The sequence below is a fragment of the Acidovorax sp. FHTAMBA genome, from assembly GCF_038958875.1.
In the GTDB taxonomy this organism is placed as follows: Bacteria; Pseudomonadota; Gammaproteobacteria; order Burkholderiales; family Burkholderiaceae_C; genus Acidovorax.
On the sequence record NZ_CP152407.1, the window covers coordinates 2,442,616 to 2,461,447 of the forward strand.

Genomic DNA, 18,832 nt, shown 5'->3' on the forward strand with positions numbered 1-18,832 from the left:
CCTCCTGTATGGCCCCCGGAAGGGGCGAACTGAAGGCCTCAGGCGCCCGTCCTGAACGGGCTGCGGGCCTGCAGGTCACTCAGATAGCCCTCCACCCCGAGGCCTTCGCGCGCCAGAAACCGCTCCACGGCGTCTGAAAAGGCCGGGTGGGCCATCCAGTGCGCGCTGGTGGCCTGCACGGGCAGCAGTGCGCGGGCCATCTTGTGTTCGCCCTGGGCGCCGCCTTCAAACCGCTGTACACCGTGGTCGATGCACCACTGCAGGGGCTGGTAGTAGCAGGCCTCAAAGTGCAGGCAGTCCACGCGCTCCAGCGCGCCCCAGTAGCGGCCGTAGGCGACGAAATTGTGGTCTTTTTGGCCGCTGGCGCTTTCTGGTAAAGCGCTGATAGCTATTAAACTGGTAGCAATCGGTTTGCCCTCACGCTCTGCCACAAACAGCAGCCAGGCCTCGGGCATGTGCGCCGCCATGCGGGCGAAGAAGTCGCGGGTGAGGTAGGGCGGGTTGCCGTGTTCGAGGTAGGTGCGTTCGTAGCAGCGGTAGAAAAAGTCCCAGTCGGCCGCGCTGATGTTGGCCCCGCGCGACCAGCGGAATGTGACCCCGGCTTCTGCCACGCGGCGGCGCTCCTGGCGGATCTTCTTGCGCTTGTCCTGGGCGAGGCTGGCGAGGAAGTGGTCGAAGTCTGTGTATTGGGCATTCTTCCAATGAAATTGCACGGTATGCCGCAGCATCAGGTCTTGCTGTGCACTGGTCAGCACGTCGTCGTCGCTGGCAAACAGGATGTGCACGGACGACACGTTTTCATCCTCGCACCACTGGCACACCGCCTGCACCAGCAGGGCGCGCGTTGCTTCATCGCGGGCCATGAGCCGGGTGCCCGGCACGGGGGTGAAGGGCACGGCGATGACGGCCTTGGGGTAGTAGGGCACGCCGTGCTGCTCGTAGGCGCTGGCCCAGGCCCAGTCGAAGACGTACTCGCCGTAGGAGTGGCTTTTGAGGTACATGGGGCAGGCGGCGATCAACGTGTCACCATCCCACAAGGTCATGAAGCGCGGTGCCCAGCCGGTGCGCGGGGTGGCGCTGTCGCTTGTTTCCAGGGCGGCCAGGTACTCGTGGCGCATGAAGGGTGTGGGGTGGCTTTGCTGGGCCAGCAAGGTGTTCCAGGCGGCGGCGTCCACATCCAGCGGCGACGCAAGTACGCGGGCGATAATGGCAGCTTCAGCCATGCACACCCCGGTTTTGTCTTGCAAGCTGCGGGCCCGTGTGGGCGGTGTTCAACCTGGCCGCAGGGGCCGATTCCAGTTCCATGACGCTCTCCATTTGCACTGCGCAGCTCAACTTTGTGGTGGGCGACATGCCCGGCAACGCCCAAAAGATCATTGCGGCGGCCCGCGAGGCCTACGCCCAGGGGGCCAAATTGCTGCTGACGCCGGAACTGGCGATTTGCGGCTACGCGGCCGAAGACCTGTTCCTGCGCCCCGCCTTCATGGCGGCCTGCGATGATGCCGTGAAAACCGTGGCCCGCGAGACGGCAGGGTTGAAAGGCCTGGCCATTGTGCTGGGCCACCCGCAGGCCGTGGCGCCCAATGCTCCGGCGTTCAGCGCCTGCTTCAATGCCGCCAGCGTGCTGCGCGATGGGCAGATCGAGCAGACCTATGCCAAGCGCGAGCTGCCCAACTACCAGGTGTTTGACGAGCGCCGCTACTTTGTGGCGGGGGACCAGGCTTGCGTGTTCGAGGTGGAAGGCCTGCGCGTGGGTGTGCTGGTGTGCGAAGACGCCTGGTTTGCTGCCCCCGCACGCGATGCCGCTGCGGCCGGTGCGCAACTGCTGGCGGTGATCAACGCATCGCCGTTCCACCTGGGCAAGAGTGCCGAGCGCGAGCAGACCATGCGCGAGCGCGTGGCCGAAACCGGCCTGCCCCTGGTGTACGCGCACCTCGTCGGTGGGCAGGATGAGGTGGTGTTTGAAGGCCGCTCGTTTGCGCTTAACGCCGATGGATCGGTGGCCTGCCGGGGGCCGGGTTTTGAAGAAAAACTGGTGTTTTCGCAGGCCCATCAAGCGCAAGATGCTATCAAAATTGAAGCAGATGTAGCCCCCGAAAAATGCCTGGAGGCCGACCTGTGGGACGCCCTGGTGCTGGGCGTGCGCGACTACGTGGGCAAGAACGGCTTCCCCGGCGCGCTGCTGGGTTTGTCCGGCGGCATCGACTCGGCCCTGGTGCTGGCGGTTGCCGTGGATGCGCTGGGCGCAGACAAGGTGCGCACTGTGATGATGCCCTCGCCCTACACGGCCGACATCAGCTGGATCGACGCACGCGACATGGCCACGCGCCTGGGCGTGCGCTACGACGAGATCTCCATCAAGCCGCAGTTCGAGGCCTTCAAGGCCGCACTGGCCAGCGATTTTGCTGGGCTGGCCGAAGACACGACCGAAGAAAACCTGCAGGCGCGCATTCGGGGCACGCTGCTCATGGCGCTGTCCAACAAGTTCGGTGCCATCGTGCTCACCACGGGCAACAAGAGCGAGATGGCCACCGGCTACTGCACGCTGTATGGCGATATGGCAGGGGGCTTTGCGGTGATCAAGGATGTGGCCAAGACGCGGGTGTTTGACCTGGCCCGCTGGCGTAATGCGAACGACCCTTACGGCACGGGCGCGAGCCCCATCCCCGAGCGCATCATCACTCGCCCGCCCAGCGCCGAGCTGCGGCCCGACCAGAAAGACCAGGACAGCCTGCCGCCCTACGAGGTGCTGGACGCGATCGTGGCCCGCTACATGGAAAACGACGAGCCCATCGAGTCCATCATCGCCAGCGGCTTTGAACGTGCCGATGTGGAGCGTGTCACGCGCCTCATCAAGCTCAACGAGTACAAGCGCCGCCAGGCGCCCGTGGGGATAAGGGTGACGCGCCGCAGCTTCGGCAAGGACTGGCGTTACCCTATCACCAGCAAATTCAGGGCCTGACGCTTCGGCGTTTCGCCTTCAGCCCCATTTTTTACATCCTCCAGGAGACCCACCATGAAAATGATCACCGCCGTCATCAAGCCGTTCAAGCTCGAAGAAGTCCGCGAAGCACTGGCCGAATGTGGTGTGACGGGTTTGACGGTGACCGAGGTGAAGGGTTTCGGCCGCCAGAAGGGCCACACCGAGCTGTACCGTGGCGCCGAGTACGTGGTGGACTTCCTGCCCAAGGTCAAGGTCGAGGTCGTGGTGAAGACCGAGGACGTGGACCGCTGCGTGGACGCCATCGTGAACGTGGCGCGCACGGGCAAGATCGGTGACGGCAAGATTTTTGTGACGGCCGTGGAGCGTGTGGTGCGTATCCGCACGGGTGATCTGGACGACGCAGCGGTGTAAAGGTACCCCCCTGAGTCGCTTCGCGCCTTCCCCCCAGGGGGACGACGCCCTCGCTGCGGGGCGGCCCTTGCTTGGCGTCTCTCGCCTGGGGCGCGCCAGTCTCGGTGAGCAGGGGCTCTGTTATTAAGTTAGATCACCGAGCGCAGCGGGACAGGGGCTTGGTCCGGCCCCGCGTTTTGCACCAGGGTGCGCAGCAGGGCTTCGGCATCGGCATCGGTGTGCAGCAAGCCCATCTGCCATTCGCCCATGAAACCGCTGGCCACGCTGTGGTTCAGAAAACCCATCAGCCCGTCGTAGTAGCCCGCCACGTTGAGCAGGCCCAAAGGCTTGTCGTGGTAGCCCAGCTGGCGCCAGGTCCACACTTCGAACAGTTCTTCAAACGTGCCAATGCCACCGGGCAGGGCGAGAAAGGCGTCGCTGCGTTCGGCCATCAGGGCCTTGCGTTCGTGCATGGTTTGCACGATGTGCAGCTCGTCACATTGGCGGTTGGCCAGCTCTTTGTCGACCAGGGCCTGGGGAATCACTCCGACCACCCGGCCACCCGCCAGCCGCGTGGCTTCGGCCACCGTGCCCATCAGGCCGCTGCGGCCGCCTCCGTAGACCAGCTGCCCGCCGTGCTCGCCAATCCACCGGCCTACGGCCTTGGCCGCCTCGCCATAGGCCGGGTTCTCCCCGGGGCGCGAGCCGCAGTACACACACACCGAAAATGCGGGTTCAGCCATGAAAAATCCTCTGAAAGACAGCGGCGCCCCAGATGCCCATGCACAGCAGCAGGGCCAGCAGCACGGCAGCGCTGCCCATGTCCTTGGCGCGTTTTGAAAGGTCGTGCCATTCGGGGCCAATACGGTCGATGGCGGTTTCGATGCCGGTGTTGAGCAGCTCCACGATCATCACAATGATCACCGAGCCTGCCAGCAGCGCGGTTTCCACCCAGCTTTGCCCCAGCCACAGGGATACCGGCAGCAGCACGACGGCGGCAATGGCTTCCTGGCGGAATGCTTTTTCGTTCCACCCGGCGCGCAGGCCTTCCAGGGAATAGCCTGCCGCGTGCCAGATGCGGTTCAGGCCCGTTCGGGCCTTCTGGGGGTTGGCGGGCGCGGGGGGCTCTGGGCGGATGGCGGGCATGAAGGGATTTTCTCGCAGCCGGATGGCGAATTGGAGCCAGGCGCTTCGGCCGGGCTACCGTTTGGGGATTTCGTGGTGCACCAGGCGGGTGCCGGCCATCGCGTCGTGCCAGAACTGGCGCTGGGGGTGGAAGCGGCTGAGGATGGCCCAGATGGCCACCCAGCCGAACAGCAGCACCAGAACCTCGATCGCCGACACGCCCAGCGCATACGCCGTCAGGGGAGGAAGAAACCAGACCCAGCTGAGCAGATAGCGCAGCAGCGCGCGCGCCTGTGTAACAGGGCGCCCGGCCTTGTCCACCACCCGGATCAGCCAGGTTTTCTGCGCAAGCGTCTGGCCCTTGGCCCAGAACCAGGTGAAATAGATGCCAAACACCACAAACAGAAAGGCCTGCAGCGCATGGCGATTGTCCAGGGCATGGCGTGTCTGGCTGAGGGTGCCGAACAGGTAGCCTGCAATGAACACCACCCCGAACATCAGCATCCCTTCATACAGCCAGCAGGCCATGCGGCGCCAGAGGTTGGGGGTGATGGGGGCCGCAGAGGCAGCGCCGGGCGTTGGCGTGTGAGACGCCTGCGTCGAGGGAACGGTTGGGGGTAGGGTCATTCCAGAAAGCGATAACAGAGCGGGCAGGGGGCCCGCCGGACCCTACTGAATATACAGGCCGGAATGGTCGGGCAAGGGCGAGGGCGTTGCCGTTGCAGGGGCGTCTGAGGAAGCGGGTTCCAGCGGCGGCAGGGCCGCAGGGACAGCCACCGGAACAGACACCGGTGCCGTTTCGACGACCCCCGGGCCGGTGTTTGGTGACGGCGCGCCGATCGCAGCGGGTGCCGCGGGCGTCACGGGTGCCGCAGTGCGGGGCGCATTGATGTCCAGCACGGGGGGGATTTTTGGCGCATTGGGCCGGCCCGGGTTGGATTGGGCAGCGGCAGGGACCTGGGCCAGCTTTTTGGGCGAAACCGGTCGCAGCGCAGTGGCCGCCCCCTTGGGCCTGGGGGCAGCGCGCGCCGCCAGAGCGCGTTTTTCTTCTTCGGTGAGAGCCTGGTAGGCCTCCCACTGCGCCCGCTTGTCGTCGCGGCCGAGGCGGTTGGTGACTGCATAGTTCAGCCGCGCCTGGTTGCGCTGCTGGGCACTCAGGCTCGCCCATTCGGTCATCCGGTCGTGGAACCTGGCCTGCTCGGTCTCAGGCAGAGTCGAAAAGTTTGCAGCCAGCGCAAGCCAGCGGCGCTTTTGGGCCTCGCTGATCAGAGCCCAGCGCTCTGCCAGGGGGTATAGCGCCAGCTTCTGGGGCTTGTCCAGCGTTTCCCAGCCGGGGCCTGTTTCGACGCGAGGTGTTGCCGGGCCGCCCTGAAGGAGGGAGTTGCGTGCATTGTTGGGGCTCGCCACCGCGGCTTCTGCACCTGCCGGGAGAACCGTTCCCGGCACCATGCGCATCTGCACCAGCACCTGGCTGCCGACTGCCGCGAGCGCGCCCAAGAGCGCCAATGCCAGCACGAAGGCTGGCAAGACGGGGGAAGCATCGGGGGGGCTTGGGTGCATGCAGTAGTCTGCGTGGCGCTCAGTTCGGCGTTGCGGAGGTTTTGAGGAATTGTACGAAGCCGGGGTCCGCATAGGCGGCAGGCGGCAAATCGTCCGTCAGCAGGGCTGCATCCACCTCGGCCAGGTCGTTTGCGCTGCTTTCGTCTTGCGCAATGTTGATCACCACCAGGCCGACCACCAGCGCCATCAAAGGCACGGCCGACACCAGGGCGCTCCACCAGCTGCCACTGTCCTTGCCACCGTGCCCCAGGGCCGCGCTACTTCCGTTGTGAACAACCACCGGCGCCGCCAGCCGCACCGGGACCTTGTCTTTCTTGCGTTTGGCCAAGGCCTGCATGCGCGAGGCCCGCAGCCGTTCCGAAATGTCGTAGGGAAGCTCATCCGCACCGCTGGTCAACCGTGCTGTGACACGCAGCGCAAAGCGGTCGGCAGCAGCTTGTGCGTGCGCTGAGGGAGTCCGTACAGTGTTCATGGCTCGATTCCTTTGGCCTTCAGTGCCTTGCTGAGGGTTTGTATGGCGCGAAAACAGTGCGTTTTGACGCTGCCCTCGGAGCAGCCCATGGCGGCTGCCGTTTCTGCTACATCCATTTCTTCCCAGTAACGCATCAGGAACGCTTCCCGTTGACGGGGCGGCAGCTCTGCGATCTCGGCTTCAATCCCGTGAAAGATCTGGGCGCGGCGGGTCAGATCCTCGGCGCTCTCTGCGCGTTCCCCGTTCTCTGGCCCAGAGTACGCTTCGAGCAGATCAAAATCCATGCCATCTTCGCCGGGCCCCTCGAAGTCGCTCATGCTCGAAAACAGTGCATTGCGGGTTTTCTGCCGCCGAAACCAGTCCAGCGTGCAGTTGGAAAGAATCCGCTGGTACAGCATCGGTAGCTCATTGGCCGGTTTGTCGCCGTAATGCTCGGCCAGCTTGAGCATGCTGTCTTGAACTATGTCGAGCGCCGCTTCCTCGTTGCGAACGTGGTAGACCGAGCGCTTGAAAGCGCGCTTTTCTACACTCTTGAGGAAATCGGAAAGTTCTTGTTCGGTTGCCAAGAGGGATCAGCCCGGGAGGGGTGCCGGCAGACACCAGGAAATGTGGCTATCTGGCACGGAGAAGCCGCTGATTATCGCATCGCGCCATGAATTTTTTGGTGCGTGCAGGTTTTGATTGTGTTGCAGTGCGATAATCGCGGCTGCAAATCAAAAGGCAAACGGGTCACGGTCCGGCGGGCATTCATCCCGCTCATGTCCTTGGCCTCAAGTCCCAAGCTGGCTTCACAAGAGCGCGTGCGAGGGGCACCCAAGGTTTTTCGTCAGAGAAATTCACAAAGGTTGATCGATCATGGAAATCTCCAAGGCTGAGCTCTCCTCGGCTGCCGCTGCTTCGCAGGGCAATACTTCTCCTTCTTCCGGCGCTCAGGACCTCATGGGGGCCGAGATCCTCATAAAGTCGCTCCAGGCCGAGAACGTCCAGTACATCTGGGGCTACCCCGGTGGTGCGGTTCTGTACATCTACGACGCGCTATACAAGCAGGACACCATCCAGCACGTGCTGGTGCGCCACGAGCAGGCGGCTGTGCATGCCGCCGACGGCTATGCCCGCGCTACCGGCGAAGTCGGCGTGGCGCTGGTCACCTCCGGCCCCGGCCTGACCAATGCCGTTACCGGCATCGCCACGGCGTACATGGATTCGATCCCCATGGTGATCATTTCCGGCCAGGTACCCACGCCCGCCATCGGGCTCGACGCCTTCCAGGAATGCGACACGGTCGGTATCACCCGCCCCATCGTCAAGCACAACTTCCTCGTCAAGGACCCGCGCGATCTGGCCGCGACGATGAAGAAGGCCTTCCACATTGCCCGCACCGGCCGCCCCGGCCCCGTGGTGGTGGACGTGCCCAAGGACGTCTCGTTCAAGAAGGTGCCCTACGCCGGCTACCCCGCCAGTGTGGAAATGCGCTCGTACAACCCCGTGCGCAAGGGCCACGGCGGCCAGATCCGCAAGGCGCTGCAGCTGCTGCTGACGGCCAAGCGCCCCTATATCTACACGGGTGGCGGCGTGCTGCTGGGCAATGCCACCAATGAGCTGCGCACGCTGGTGGACATGCTCGGCTACCCCGTCACCAACACGCTGATGGGCTTGGGCGCCTACCCCGCGTCGGACCGCAAGTTCCTGGGCATGCTCGGCATGCACGGCACGATCGAAGCCAACAACGCCATGCAGAACTGCGACGTGCTGCTGGCTGTGGGTGCGCGTTTTGACGACCGCGTGATCGGCAACCCCAAGCACTTCGCCCAGAACGACCGCAAGATCATTCACGTCGATATCGACCCGTCGAGCATCTCCAAGCGCGTGAAGGTCGATATCCCGATCGTCGGCGATGTGAAGGATGTGCTCACCGAGCTGATCTCCATGATCCGCGAGAGCAGCACCCGCCCGGATGCGGGTGCCTTGGCTGCCTGGTGGGACACCATTGAAGGCTGGCGCAAGCGCGACTGCCTGAAGTACGACATGGGCGGCCCCGACGTCATCAAGCCGCAGTACGTGGTGGAAACGCTGTGGAACATGACCAAGGACGCGGACACCTACATCACGTCCGACGTGGGCCAGCACCAGATGTGGGCCGCGCAGTACTACCGCTTTGACGAGCCGCGCCGCTGGATCAACTCCGGTGGCCTGGGCACCATGGGCGTGGGCATCCCTTATGCCATGGGCATCAAGCTGGCCAAGCCGCAATCCGAGGTGTTCTGCATCACCGGCGAAGGCTCGGTGCAGATGAACATCCAGGAGCTGTCCACCTGCCTACAGTACAACACGCCGATCAAGATCTGCTCGCTGAACAACCGCTACCTGGGCATGGTGCGCCAGTGGCAGGAGATCGAATACTCCGGCCGCTACAGCCACAGCTACATGGATGCGCTGCCCAACTTCGTGAAACTGGCTGAGGCCTATGGCCATGTGGGCATGCTGATCGAGCACCCCAAGGACGTGGAGCCAGCACTGCGTGAAGCGCGCAAGCTCAAGGACCGCACCGTGTTCATGGACTTCCGCACCGACCCCACCGAGAACGTGTTCCCGATGGTCCAGGCCGGCAAGGGCATTACCGAGATGCTGCTGGGGTCGGAAGACCTTTAATTCAGCATCAAATCGGCCTCCAGCGCTTGTCCATCAAGCGCTACCAGCTATCGAAAAGATAGCATTCACTTTTTTTGACGAATCTATTGCCTGCCAAGCCCGTGCATTACCGTGCACGGGGGAGGGCAGCGAGAAGAGGAATCTGCACCTATGAAACACATCATTGCTGTCTTGCTGGAAAACGAGCCCGGTGCTCTTTCCCGCGTCGTGGGCCTGTTCTCGGCCCGTGGCTACAACATCGAGTCGCTCACCGTGGCGCCCACTGAGGATCCATCGCTCTCGCGCATGACGATCCAGACCACGGGCTCCGACGACGTGATCGAGCAGATCACCAAGCACCTGAACCGCCTCATTGAGGTCGTGAAGGTGGTGGATCTCACCGAAGGTGCCTACACCGAGCGCGAGCTCATGATGGTGAAGGTGCGCGCCGTGGGCAAAGAGCGCGAGGAGATGAAGCGCATGGCCGACATCTTCCGCGGCCGCATCATCGACGTGACCGAGAAGAGCTACACCATTGAGCTGACCGGCGACCAGTCGAAGAACGACGCTTTTCTGCAGGCCATTGACCGCACGGCCATCCTGGAAACCGTACGTACGGGTGCCAGCGGCATTGGCCGCGGCGAGCGCATCCTGCGCGTGTAACGGATTTGCCTTCAACCGGCTAACGTCGTTGGGTCGTCTTGCCGTGCTACAGCACTGTCTGCGACTCCCCGCCTAGTTATCCGGCTGAATTCAAATCCTATGTAAGACAATCCCCTGTTTTTATTTTTCACCCAACAACGCATTTCTACCGGAGCGACCCATGAAAGTTTTCTACGACAAAGACACCGACCTGAGCCTGATCAAGGGCAAGACCGTGGCCATCATCGGCTACGGCTCGCAGGGCCACGCGCACGCACAAAACCTGAACGACAGCGGCGTGAAGGTTGTGGTCGGCCTGCGCAAGGGTGGTGCATCGTGGGACAAGGTTGGCAAGGCTGGCCTGAACGTGCTGGAAGTGAACGACGCGGTCAAGTCCGCCGACGTGGTCATGATCCTGCTGCCCGATGAAGACATCGCAGCCGTGTACAAGAACAACGTCGAACCCAACATCAAGCCAGGCGCCTCACTGGCATTCGCCCACGGTTTCAACGTGCACTACAACCAGGTCGTGCCCCGCGCTGACCTGGACGTGTGGATGGTGGCACCCAAGGCCCCTGGCCACACCGTGCGCAACACCTACACCCAAGGTGGCGGCGTGCCCCATCTGGTGGCTGTGCACCAGGACAAGTCCGGCAAGGCCCGTGACCTGGCCCTCAGCTACGCTGCAGCCAACGGCGGCGGCAAGGCCGGCATCATCGAGACCAACTTCAAGGAAGAAACCGAAACCGACCTGTTCGGCGAACAGGCCGTGCTGTGCGGTGGCGCGGTCGAGCTGATCAAGATGGGTTACGAAACCCTGGTCGAAGCTGGCTACGCCCCTGAAATGGCCTACTTCGAATGCCTGCACGAGCTCAAGCTCATCGTGGACCTGATCTACGAAGGCGGCATAGCCAACATGAACTACTCGATTTCGAACAACGCGGAATACGGCGAGTACGTGACCGGCCCCGAAGTGATCAACGAGCAGTCGCGCGCCGCCATGCGCAATGCCTTGAAGCGCATCCAGAACGGTGACTACGCCAAGATGTTCATCCAGGAAGGCCGCCTGAACTACCCATCGATGACGGCGCGCCGCCGCAACACGGCCGACCACAGCATCGAGAAAGTGGGCGGCCAGCTGCGCGCCATGATGCCCTGGATCGCCAAGAACAAGCTGGTTGACCAGACCCGCAACTGATACTTTGCACGAAGCATCTCAAGGCCACCTCGGTGGCCTTTTTTCATGGACGTAACGGGACGTTGCCAGGCGCTACACTGCGTCCTTCGCCTCGGGGGAGAGAGGTGATTCCGGCACGCGCCGGGAGATTCTTGGTACTATAAATTTGATAGCTGCTTGCGCTTTTCAGGCAAGCGCTGGAGGTCTTTTTTGATGCACGATGGCAATGAACACACCACCAACGCCGAGGTGATGGTGCGCAAGCGGCGCAAGGGCATTTACATCCTGCCCAACCTGTTCACGCTCGCAGCGCTGTTTGGGGGCTTCTATTCCATTGTGATGGCCATGAACGGCCGATTTGACCTGGCTGCGGTGGGCGTGTTCTGTGCCATGGTGCTCGACAGCCTGGATGGCCGTGTGGCGCGCATGACCAACACCCAGAGCGCGTTCGGCGAACAGATGGATTCTCTGTCTGACATGGTGTCTTTTGGTGCTGCGCCAGCCCTGATTGCGTATGAGTGGTCACTGCGTGGTCTGGGGCGTTGGGGCTGGATTGCGGCTTTTGTCTATTGCGCCTGTGCCGCGCTGCGCCTTGCACGTTTCAATGTGAACACCGGTGTGGTCGACAAGCGTTATTTCCAGGGTTTGCCGTCCCCGGCTGCGGCCGCTTTGGTCGCAGGCTTCATCTGGCTCATGACGGAGCTGGGTGTGCGGCGGGGGGAAGACCTGTGGCTGACATGGAACCAGGTCACGTGGATCATGTTTGCGTTCACCCTGTACGCGGGCCTCACCATGGTGACGAACGTGCCGTTCTACAGTTTCAAGGACGTGCAGATGAAAAAGAGCGTGCCCTTCGCCGTCATCGTGCTGATTGCGCTGGCAATTGCCGTGATCAACATTCACCCACCCATTGTGCTGTTTGGAGTGTTCGTGCTGTATGGCGTCAGCGGATACGGGGTGTATGCATGGCGCAAGGCCAAAGGGCAGCACAGCAGCGTGATCAGCACATCGACCGATGAACCCGACGAACGCGGACTTCACAAGTGACGGCAACCGTGCCGGGCGAGTTGTGCTACATTGCAACGCATGAATATGTTCGCACTGGCCCTACTGCTACCTCCCCACGGGCGGAGACGGTAGGCGCACGCGCACACTTTCACTCAAAGGCCCGTATGCACCCGCAACGGGCCTTTTGTTTTGGGCGCCAGATTTTCAACGTTGCGGGTGAACCCCACTTTCACCTTCAACCCCACCAGACCCAGGAGAAACGACATGGCTGACAAACTCATTATTTTCGACACCACCTTGCGCGACGGCGAGCAGTCTCCCGGCGCCTCGATGACCAAAGATGAGAAGCTGCGCATTGCGCGCCAGCTCGAGCGCCTGAAGGTGGACGTGATCGAGGCCGGTTTTGCCGCCAGCTCGAACGGCGACTTCGAAGCGGTGCAGGCCATTGCCAACGCAATCCGCGAGTCCACCATCTGCTCGCTCTCGCGGGCCAACGACCGCGACATTTCCCGTGCGGCAGAGGCTCTCAAGGGCGCGGCCAGCGCCCGCATCCACACGTTCATCGCCACTTCGGCTCTGCACATGGAGAAGAAGCTGCGCATGACGCCAGACCAGGTTCTGGAGCAGGCCAAACAGTCCGTGCGCTTTGCGCGCAATCTGGTGGGCGACATCGAGTTCAGTCCGGAAGACGGTTACCGCAGCGATCCGGACTTTCTGTGCCGTGTGCTGGAGGCCGTGATTGCCGAGGGCGCTACCACCATCAACGTGCCTGACACGGTGGGCTATGCCGTGCCCGAGCTGTATGGCAACTTCATCAAGACCCTGCGGGAACGCATTCCCAACAGCGACAAGGCCATCTGGTCCGTGCATTGCCACAACGACCTCGGCATGGCGGTGGCCAATTCGCTGGCCGGTGTGAAGATCGGTGGTGCCCGTCAGGTGGAGTGCACCATCAACGGCCTGGGTGAACGTGCTGGCAATTGCTCGCTGGAAGAGGTGGTGATGGCCGTCAAGACGCGTCGCGACTACTTTGGCCTTGACTTGGGGATCGACACCCAGCACATCGTGGCGGCCAGCCGCATGGTCAGCCAGACGACGGGTTTCGTGGTTCAACCCAACAAGGCTGTGGTGGGGGCCAATGCTTTTGCCCATGCCAGTGGCATCCACCAGGATGGGGTTTTGAAGGCACGCGACACCTACGAGATCATGCGCGCGGAGGATGTGGGCTGGAGCGCCAACAAGATCGTGCTCGGCAAGCTCAGTGGCCGAAATGCCTTCAAGCAGCGTTTGCAGGAGCTGGGTGTAAGTCTGGACAGCGAAACCGAGATCAACATCGCATTCACGCGATTCAAGGAACTGGCTGACCGAAAGAGTGAGATCTTTGACGAGGACATCCTCGCCCTCGTCAGTGACGAAAGCGTGACCAGCGAGAAGGAGCAATATGGCTTTGTCTCCCTGTTCCAGCAGAGCGAAACCGGTGAACACCCCCGTGCGCGCATCGTCTTTACGGTGGATGGCCATGAAGTGCGGGGCGAGTCGGAGGGGAATGGTCCTGTCGATGCATCGCTCAAAGCGATCGAGTCCCATGTCAAAAGCGGTGCCGAGATGGTCCTGTACTCGGTGAACGCCATCAGCGGCTCCACCGAGAGCCAGGGTGAAGTCACCGTGCGGTTGCAGAACAGCGGCCGGGTGGTCAACGGCGTGGGTGCGGATCCCGACATCGTCGTCGCCTCCGCCAAGGCCTATCTGAGTGCGCTGAACAAGTTACAAAGTAAAGCTGATCGGGTAGCCGCACAGGGGTAGCCGGCGAATTTATAATTTCACTCACTTTCTTGGAAAGTCGCGCAAGGTATTGATCTTGCGCGACTTTTTTTGATTCTGTACACTGCACAACACTTATTACCGTTTGGAGCACTTTGATGCACCATAGCCACCGCGCCGCAGTGAACCGTTTTATCCAGTTTCTGGGTTTTCTCATCGTCAGTACGGCGCTGGTGACGACCGCACACTCCGGTGAGCGCGCCAAGGCATCGGCAAAAAAGCAGCAGGTGAATTCAGCCAAGTCCCAGCGGGCAGTCCCTGCCCGCAAGGTGGCCGGAAGTGGCAAGGCGGTGCGTGCTGTCGCCAAGACTGCCAAGGCTCCCACCCGGGTTGCATTCGTGCCGCCCAGACAGTCGTTTGGGCAATTGGCCGGCTTGCATGAGGTGAGCGATCCGCTCGACCTCAAATCGAGCGTGGCGCTGGTGGTTGACCAGGACACCCATGAAGTGCTGTTCCGCAAAAATGACCATGCCGTGCTGCCCATTGCGTCGCTGACCAAGCTGATGACCGGCATGATCATCTCCCAGGCCAGCCTCCCCATGGATGAGCCGATCACCATCACGCAGGACGATGTGGATACGGAAAAGGGCAGCCGCTCGAGGTTGACTGTCGGCACCACGCTGACGCGCGGGGAGATGCTGCATCTGGCCCTCATGTCCAGCGAGAACCGCGCAGCACATGCGCTTGGCCGCACTTACCCTGGCGGCATGGCGGTTTTTGTGGCGCAAATGAACGCCAAGGCCCGTCTGATGGGAATGACCGACACCAGATACGTGGAGCCCACGGGCCTGTCCAGCCGGAACCAGTCCAGCGCCCGCGATCTGGCAACGCTTGTGAACGTGGCGCATGGGGATCCCCTGCTGCGTGAACTTTCCACCTCCCCGGGGTATGAGGTGGCTGTGGGGCCGAAAACACTGCAGTACAACAACACCAATGGGTTGGTGAAAAACCCCACTTGGGACATTGGCCTGCAGAAGACAGGTTACATCTCCGAAGCCGGGCGTTGCCTTGTCATGCAGACACAGATTGCAGGGCGCAAGCTGATCATGGTGTTTCTCGACTCGGCGGGCAAGTTCAGCCGGCTGGGCGATGCGGAACGCGTGCGCAACTGGCTCGAAGAGTCACTGCCGTCACTGTCCGCGCCGCTGCACGTGCGCACAGGTTCGAACGGCTAGCGCTGAGAACCCCGCGCGCGCTAAGTGTGGCTTGGTAGCGTTGCAGCGGCGGGTTGCCGTTCGCAGTACCTCAGCGAAGCCCTGTTCGAAGGGTGATTTCGCCTGGCGCGGGGCGGTCTTGGCGAGGGGTGTAGCCCAGAGCCAAGGAGATTTCATCGGCGGTCGCCTGGAGCTTGGGAAGCCAGCCTTCGTCGAGCCGGTCTGCGGGGGCTGATATCGACAGGCCCGCTACCAGCTTGCCCTGATCGTCATACACACCCGCGGCCATGCAGCGCACGCCCAATTCCAACTCTTCATTGTCGCGGGCAATGCCATACTGGCGGGCCTTGGCGAGCTCCCGCTCCAGATTCGGTAATTGCGTGATGCTGTTGCGCGTGTGCCCCGCCAACCCGGTGCGCGTGGCGTAGGCCCGCACACGCTGCGGATCGTCCAGAGCCAGAAACAATTTGCCCGTGGAGGTCAGGTGCAACGGTGCGCGCCCCCCGATGGCGCGCACCACCTGCATGCCAGAGCGTTCGCTGTAGGCCCGCTCCACATACACAATTTCATCACCCTGACGCATGCTCAGATTCACGGGCTGCTGGATGAGCTTGTGGAGGTTGCGCATGGGGGTCAACGCGGCGTCGCGCACGCTCAGCCTCGCCTTGACCAGGTTGCCCAGCTCCAGCAAGCGCATGCCCAGCCGGTAACTCCCCGATTCGGGCCGTTCCACGAAGCGGCCGATAGTGAGATCGTTCAGGATACGGTGCGTGGTGGAGGGATGCAGGCCCGTCTTTTCACTGATTTCCTTCAGAGAGATTGCTTCCTCCCGAGAGGCCAGAACATCGATCAGCGTAAACATGCGTTCAAGCACCTGAACGCTGGGTTTGAGGGGGATGCCGGGATCAATTTTTTTCATGGACTGCGATGCGGTGAGGGCCGTCGCATTTTATCTTGTGAAATTCAGGGTTCGTTCATCCACGTTATGGCGGTTTCGTCGCCACTCTCCGTCCCTGCGGATTTCGTGGGGGTGAAAACGCGCTTTGTAGTTCATCTTGGGGCTGGCTTCGATCCAGTAGCCCAGGTACAGGTGCTTGAGCCCCAGGGAGCGCGCCTGGGATATTTGCCACATGATGTTGTAGGTGCCGTAGCTGCAGTGTGACTCCGGTTCATAGAAGGTGTAGACGGCTGAAAGTCCGTCGTCGAGCAAATCCAGGATCGACACCATCTTGAGGGCGCCGGGTTCGCCCGCTGTGTCGGTTTCGCGGAACTCCACCAGCCGCGAGTTCACGCGGCTTTGCAGCAGAAACTGCGTGTATTGATCGATGCTGTCGTGGTCCATGCCGCCGCCCGCGTGGCGTCCGTTCTGGTAGCGCCGGTAGAGCTGGTAGTGCTCGGGGACAAAGCAGAGCCGAAGCACTCGGGCCTGTAGTGTGCCGTGGCGCAGCGCAGCACGGCGCTGGCTCCGATCCGGTCGGAACTCGTCCACCAGGATGCGCAATGGTGTGCAAGCCTGGCAGCCGTCGCAGTACGGACGGTACGTGAACATGCCGCTGCGGCGAAATCCCTTGGCCACCAGGTCGGAATACACATCGCTCTGTATCAGGTGGCTGGGCGTGGCGACCTGCGACCGTGCCTGCTTGTCCGGCAGATAGCTGCAGGGGTAAGGGGCTGTGGCGTAAAACTGCAGGGTCTGCAGCGGAAGGTCGTTGAGTTGCGTCATGCCGGAGGCGGGCGGGAGGGCAGCAGCTCGTTCCAGTATACGGGGTCAAAAGACCACGGAAGAGCGGGGCGCTGCAGGTTCTGGCGGACGTTGGTCAGAAACTCGGCGCGGGTCATCTCGCGTGCCCCCAGAGATGCGAGATGTCGCGTGTTCTGCTGGCAATCGATCATTCCAACCCGGTGATGACGGCACAGGCTCACCAGCGCTGCAAGGGCAATCTTGGATGCATCCGTGGTGTGGGCAAACATGGATTCGCCAAAGACCGCCTGGCCAAGGGCTACGCAATACAGGCCACCCACCAGTCTGCCGTCAACCCATGTCTCCATGCTGTGCGCATAGCCTGCCCGATGAAGGGTGGTGTATGCGTCGATCATCTCGGGCACGATCCAGGTACCTGCCTGTCCTTCGCGCTCTTTGGTGGCGCAGGCTGTGATGACTGTCCGAAAGCTGTGGTCTACGCGGATCTCGCACGTCGGGTTGTTGCGAAACGCCTGCAGGGTCCTGCGCAGCGAACGATGCAGTTTGAAATCGTTCACCGGTAGCACCATGCGCGGATCGGGCGCCCACCACAGGATGGGTTGCCCCGGGCCGTACCACGGAAACGTGCCTTGGCTGTAGGCAGCTCGAAGGCGATCCACATCCAGCCTGCCACCGGCGGCCAGCAATCCGGGCGCTGGAGCGTCAGGCCCCCAGGCGGCTGAAGGGTCAGGCAGCGGGTCGTCGGGTTCCAGCCAGGGCAGTTGCGGGGGCATCGGGATGGCAATACAAAGGCAACATTTTTCCAGCAAGCGCACAGCATGCAAGAGCGGTCGAAAAAAAACCCACCATGCGTGAACAGGGTGGGTTTTTCGGCTGGCTCCTCGACCTGGGCTCGAACCAGGGACCTACGGATTAACAGTCCGGCGCTCTACCGACTGAGCTATCGAGGAATGATCGGTATGTAAAAGGCCCCGCGTACACATGCAGGGCCTGAAATTCTGGCTCCTCGACCTGGGCTCGAACCAGGGACCTACGGATTAACAGTCCGGCGCTCTACCGACTGAGCTATCGAGGAACAAGACTTAGATTATATACACAAAAACGGTGCCAAAAACGAATCACGGGCGCGTTGTGAACCGGCTCTAGGGTTCCGGTCTGCGCCACAGCCATGCCGCCACGCACACCATGCTGGTGGTGGCGACACCGATGACCCATGGCCGGGCACCGGTGGCTACCAGCACGATGCCGCTGAGCGCCATGAGCAGTGTGGCGCTCCACTTTGCGCGGCGGCTGACCCTGCCGCCTTGCGCCCAGTTGCGCAGCAAGGGCCCGAAAAGGCGATGGTTCCATAGCCAGCGGTACAGCCGCGGCGAGCTGCGCGCAGCCGCCCAAGCCGCCATCAGGATAAAGACGGTAGTGGGCAGCCCCGGGACAATCACACCGATGATGCCCAGTGCGAGGCAGCACACCGCAAATGCATGGAGCAGCCAGCGCAGGGGCCACGGCAGCGGGCGCAAGGGCGGTGCGTCGTCTTCGGGGGGCTCGGGCGGATGCGCAGGCATGCCCCGTATTGTGAATGCGGCGCCGCCGTGTTCACGCTATGCTGCCGCAAGCCGAGCAACGGTTTTTTCTTCTTGACTAGGACATACCTCCCATGACCATCCGCACCATTTTGAAGATGGGCGATCCGGGCCTGCTGCGCATCGCCCAGCCGGTCACCGCGTTCGATACCGAAGCGCTTCACTTTCTGGTCCGCGACATGTTTGACACCATGCGCTCTGTCAACGGCGCGGGGCTGGCTGCGCCGCAAATTGGTGAGGACCTGCAACTCGTGATCTTTGGCTCCGCTGAGCGCAACCCGCGCTACCCGGACCGGCCCCTTGTTCCTCCCACCGTCCTGCTCAACCCGGTCATCACCCCGCTGGGCAGCGAGGAGGAAGAAGACTGGGAGGGCTGCCTTTCCGTGCCAGGATTGCGGGGGAAGGTACCGCGTTGGTCGCGCATTCGCTACACCGGGGTGGACCTGCACGGTGACCCGATTGATCGCACGGTGGACGGCTTTCATGCGCGGGTGGTGCAACACGAATGCGACCACCTCGTCGGCAAGCTCTATCCCATGCGCGTGCGCGACTTCACGCAGTTTGGGTTCACAGAGGTACTGTTTCCGGACATCAGTGACGCTGAGGAGTAGGCCGGTACCCGCCAGAAA

General features: G+C 62.3%; 20 protein-coding genes and 2 tRNA genes. 9 read left to right on the forward strand and 13 right to left on the reverse strand.

The window, feature by feature from the left end:
• Positions 1 to 38: 38 nt before the first annotated feature.
• Complete coding sequence (locus AAFF19_RS11525) at positions 39 to 1,223, reverse strand: GNAT family N-acetyltransferase (protein WP_342720215.1); 1,185 nt, start codon at positions 1,221 to 1,223, stop codon at positions 39 to 41.
• A gap of 80 nt (positions 1,224 to 1,303) precedes the next feature.
• On the opposite strand from AAFF19_RS11525, the gene AAFF19_RS11530 reads away from it, so the two are divergent.
• Entirely contained in the window at positions 1,304 to 2,962 is a 1,659-nt protein-coding gene (locus tag AAFF19_RS11530; RefSeq protein ID WP_342720216.1) for an NAD+ synthase, read from the forward strand.
• Positions 2,963 to 3,016: 54 nt separating this feature from the next.
• Positions 3,017 to 3,355, forward strand: coding sequence for a P-II family nitrogen regulator (locus tag AAFF19_RS11535; protein WP_007857855.1), 339 nt, complete (start codon positions 3,017 to 3,019; stop codon positions 3,353 to 3,355).
• Between the two features lie 128 nt (positions 3,356 to 3,483).
• Here AAFF19_RS11535 and AAFF19_RS11540 read toward each other — a convergent pair whose 3' ends face one another.
• The 6 genes from AAFF19_RS11540 to AAFF19_RS11565 are packed head-to-tail and all read right to left on the reverse strand — an operon-like array spanning position 3,484 to position 7,057.
• The gene (locus AAFF19_RS11540) at positions 3,484 to 4,077 is read right to left on the reverse strand and encodes a TIGR00730 family Rossman fold protein (protein ID WP_342720217.1); all 594 of its coding nucleotides are present in this window, start codon (positions 4,075 to 4,077) and stop codon (positions 3,484 to 3,486) included.
• Positions 4,070 to 4,480, reverse strand: a complete 411-nt coding sequence (locus tag AAFF19_RS11545; protein ID WP_008905347.1) for a diacylglycerol kinase — start codon at positions 4,478 to 4,480, stop codon at positions 4,070 to 4,072. Before AAFF19_RS11545 ends, AAFF19_RS11540 begins: the two co-directional genes overlap by 8 nt.
• A gap of 54 nt (positions 4,481 to 4,534) precedes the next feature.
• The gene (locus AAFF19_RS11550; protein ID WP_034694522.1) at positions 4,535 to 5,086 is read right to left on the reverse strand and encodes an RDD family protein; all 552 of its coding nucleotides are present in this window, start codon (positions 5,084 to 5,086) and stop codon (positions 4,535 to 4,537) included.
• Between the two features lie 42 nt (positions 5,087 to 5,128).
• Complete coding sequence (locus AAFF19_RS11555; RefSeq protein ID WP_342720218.1) at positions 5,129 to 6,019, reverse strand: DUF3106 domain-containing protein; 891 nt, start codon at positions 6,017 to 6,019, stop codon at positions 5,129 to 5,131.
• A gap of 19 nt (positions 6,020 to 6,038) precedes the next feature.
• Positions 6,039 to 6,491: a DUF3619 family protein gene (locus AAFF19_RS11560; RefSeq protein ID WP_342720219.1), complete on the reverse strand. Its 453-nt coding sequence runs from the start codon at positions 6,489 to 6,491 to the stop codon at positions 6,039 to 6,041.
• Positions 6,488 to 7,057, reverse strand: coding sequence for an RNA polymerase sigma factor (locus AAFF19_RS11565; RefSeq protein ID WP_008905351.1), 570 nt, complete (start codon positions 7,055 to 7,057; stop codon positions 6,488 to 6,490). Before AAFF19_RS11565 ends, AAFF19_RS11560 begins: the two co-directional genes overlap by 4 nt.
• Before the next feature lie 289 nt (positions 7,058 to 7,346).
• Here AAFF19_RS11565 and AAFF19_RS11570 point away from each other — a divergent pair, with 289 nt between their 5' ends.
• From AAFF19_RS11570 to pbpG, 6 genes are all read left to right on the forward strand, one after another.
• Complete coding sequence (locus tag AAFF19_RS11570; protein WP_034694525.1) at positions 7,347 to 9,140, forward strand: acetolactate synthase 3 catalytic subunit; 1,794 nt, start codon at positions 7,347 to 7,349, stop codon at positions 9,138 to 9,140.
• Between the two features lie 150 nt (positions 9,141 to 9,290).
• Positions 9,291 to 9,782 (forward strand): acetolactate synthase small subunit, encoded by a 492-nt coding sequence (gene ilvN / locus AAFF19_RS11575; protein ID WP_007857867.1) that lies wholly within the window; start codon positions 9,291 to 9,293, stop codon positions 9,780 to 9,782.
• Between the two features lie 160 nt (positions 9,783 to 9,942).
• Positions 9,943 to 10,959, forward strand: a complete 1,017-nt coding sequence (gene ilvC, locus AAFF19_RS11580; RefSeq protein WP_008905353.1) for a ketol-acid reductoisomerase — start codon at positions 9,943 to 9,945, stop codon at positions 10,957 to 10,959.
• A 192-nt stretch (positions 10,960 to 11,151) separates the two neighbouring features.
• Positions 11,152 to 11,985 carry a CDP-diacylglycerol--serine O-phosphatidyltransferase gene (gene pssA, locus AAFF19_RS11585; protein ID WP_008905354.1) on the forward strand — a complete coding sequence of 278 codons (834 nt, stop codon included), beginning with the start codon at positions 11,152 to 11,154 and terminating at the stop codon, positions 11,983 to 11,985.
• Between the two features lie 225 nt (positions 11,986 to 12,210).
• Entirely contained in the window at positions 12,211 to 13,749 is a 1,539-nt protein-coding gene (locus tag AAFF19_RS11590) for a 2-isopropylmalate synthase (protein ID WP_008905356.1), read from the forward strand.
• 116 nt (positions 13,750 to 13,865) lie between these two features.
• Positions 13,866 to 14,942, forward strand: a complete 1,077-nt coding sequence (gene pbpG / locus AAFF19_RS11595; protein WP_342720220.1) for a D-alanyl-D-alanine endopeptidase — start codon at positions 13,866 to 13,868, stop codon at positions 14,940 to 14,942.
• 70 nt (positions 14,943 to 15,012) lie between these two features.
• Here the strand turns inward: pbpG and AAFF19_RS11600 are convergent, their stop codons facing one another.
• The 6 genes from AAFF19_RS11600 to AAFF19_RS11625 form a co-directional block, all read right to left on the reverse strand.
• The gene (locus AAFF19_RS11600) at positions 15,013 to 15,840 is read right to left on the reverse strand and encodes an IclR family transcriptional regulator (protein ID WP_342720221.1); all 828 of its coding nucleotides are present in this window, start codon (positions 15,838 to 15,840) and stop codon (positions 15,013 to 15,015) included.
• Positions 15,841 to 15,870: 30 nt separating this feature from the next.
• Positions 15,871 to 16,644, reverse strand: a complete 774-nt coding sequence (locus tag AAFF19_RS11605) for an arginyltransferase (protein WP_182118889.1) — start codon at positions 16,642 to 16,644, stop codon at positions 15,871 to 15,873.
• Entirely contained in the window at positions 16,641 to 17,396 is a 756-nt protein-coding gene (gene aat, locus AAFF19_RS11610) for a leucyl/phenylalanyl-tRNA--protein transferase (protein ID WP_182118890.1), read from the reverse strand. The genes AAFF19_RS11605 and aat overlap by 4 nt, the downstream gene beginning before the upstream one ends.
• Positions 17,397 to 17,497: 101 nt before the next feature.
• Positions 17,498 to 17,573, reverse strand: a tRNA-Asn gene (locus AAFF19_RS11615).
• 49 nt (positions 17,574 to 17,622) lie between these two features.
• Positions 17,623 to 17,698 (reverse strand) — tRNA-Asn (locus tag AAFF19_RS11620).
• Between the two features lie 67 nt (positions 17,699 to 17,765).
• Positions 17,766 to 18,185, reverse strand: a complete 420-nt coding sequence (locus AAFF19_RS11625; RefSeq protein WP_182119250.1) for a YbaN family protein — start codon at positions 18,183 to 18,185, stop codon at positions 17,766 to 17,768.
• 92 nt (positions 18,186 to 18,277) lie between these two features.
• Here AAFF19_RS11625 and def point away from each other — a divergent pair, with 92 nt between their 5' ends.
• Entirely contained in the window at positions 18,278 to 18,814 is a 537-nt protein-coding gene (gene def, locus AAFF19_RS11630; protein ID WP_182119249.1) for a peptide deformylase, read from the forward strand.
• Positions 18,815 to 18,832: the final 18 nt, after the last annotated feature.

Coding starts and splice junctions, on each gene's coding strand:
- AAFF19_RS11525 (WP_342720215.1), bottom strand. CDS start 1,223: ATGGCTGAAGCTGCCATTATCGCCCGCGTACTTGCGTCGCCGCTGGAT.
- AAFF19_RS11530 (WP_342720216.1), top strand. CDS start 1,304: ATGACGCTCTCCATTTGCACTGCGCAGCTCAACTTTGTGGTGGGCGAC.
- AAFF19_RS11535 (WP_007857855.1), top strand. CDS start 3,017: ATGAAAATGATCACCGCCGTCATCAAGCCGTTCAAGCTCGAAGAAGTC.
- AAFF19_RS11540 (WP_342720217.1), bottom strand. CDS start 4,077: ATGGCTGAACCCGCATTTTCGGTGTGTGTGTACTGCGGCTCGCGCCCC.
- AAFF19_RS11545 (WP_008905347.1), bottom strand. CDS start 4,480: ATGCCCGCCATCCGCCCAGAGCCCCCCGCGCCCGCCAACCCCCAGAAG.
- AAFF19_RS11550 (WP_034694522.1), bottom strand. CDS start 5,086: ATGACCCTACCCCCAACCGTTCCCTCGACGCAGGCGTCTCACACGCCA.
- AAFF19_RS11555 (WP_342720218.1), bottom strand. CDS start 6,019: ATGCACCCAAGCCCCCCCGATGCTTCCCCCGTCTTGCCAGCCTTCGTG.
- AAFF19_RS11560 (WP_342720219.1), bottom strand. CDS start 6,491: ATGAACACTGTACGGACTCCCTCAGCGCACGCACAAGCTGCTGCCGAC.
- AAFF19_RS11570 (WP_034694525.1), top strand. CDS start 7,347: ATGGAAATCTCCAAGGCTGAGCTCTCCTCGGCTGCCGCTGCTTCGCAG.
- ilvN (WP_007857867.1), top strand. CDS start 9,291: ATGAAACACATCATTGCTGTCTTGCTGGAAAACGAGCCCGGTGCTCTT.
- ilvC (WP_008905353.1), top strand. CDS start 9,943: ATGAAAGTTTTCTACGACAAAGACACCGACCTGAGCCTGATCAAGGGC.
- pssA (WP_008905354.1), top strand. CDS start 11,152: ATGCACGATGGCAATGAACACACCACCAACGCCGAGGTGATGGTGCGC.
- AAFF19_RS11590 (WP_008905356.1), top strand. CDS start 12,211: ATGGCTGACAAACTCATTATTTTCGACACCACCTTGCGCGACGGCGAG.
- pbpG (WP_342720220.1), top strand. CDS start 13,866: ATGCACCATAGCCACCGCGCCGCAGTGAACCGTTTTATCCAGTTTCTG.
- AAFF19_RS11600 (WP_342720221.1), bottom strand. CDS start 15,840: ATGAAAAAAATTGATCCCGGCATCCCCCTCAAACCCAGCGTTCAGGTG.
- AAFF19_RS11605 (WP_182118889.1), bottom strand. CDS start 16,644: ATGACGCAACTCAACGACCTTCCGCTGCAGACCCTGCAGTTTTACGCC.
- aat (WP_182118890.1), bottom strand. CDS start 17,396: ATGCCCCCGCAACTGCCCTGGCTGGAACCCGACGACCCGCTGCCTGAC.
- AAFF19_RS11625 (WP_182119250.1), bottom strand. CDS start 18,185: ATGCCTGCGCATCCGCCCGAGCCCCCCGAAGACGACGCACCGCCCTTG.
- def (WP_182119249.1), top strand. CDS start 18,278: ATGACCATCCGCACCATTTTGAAGATGGGCGATCCGGGCCTGCTGCGC.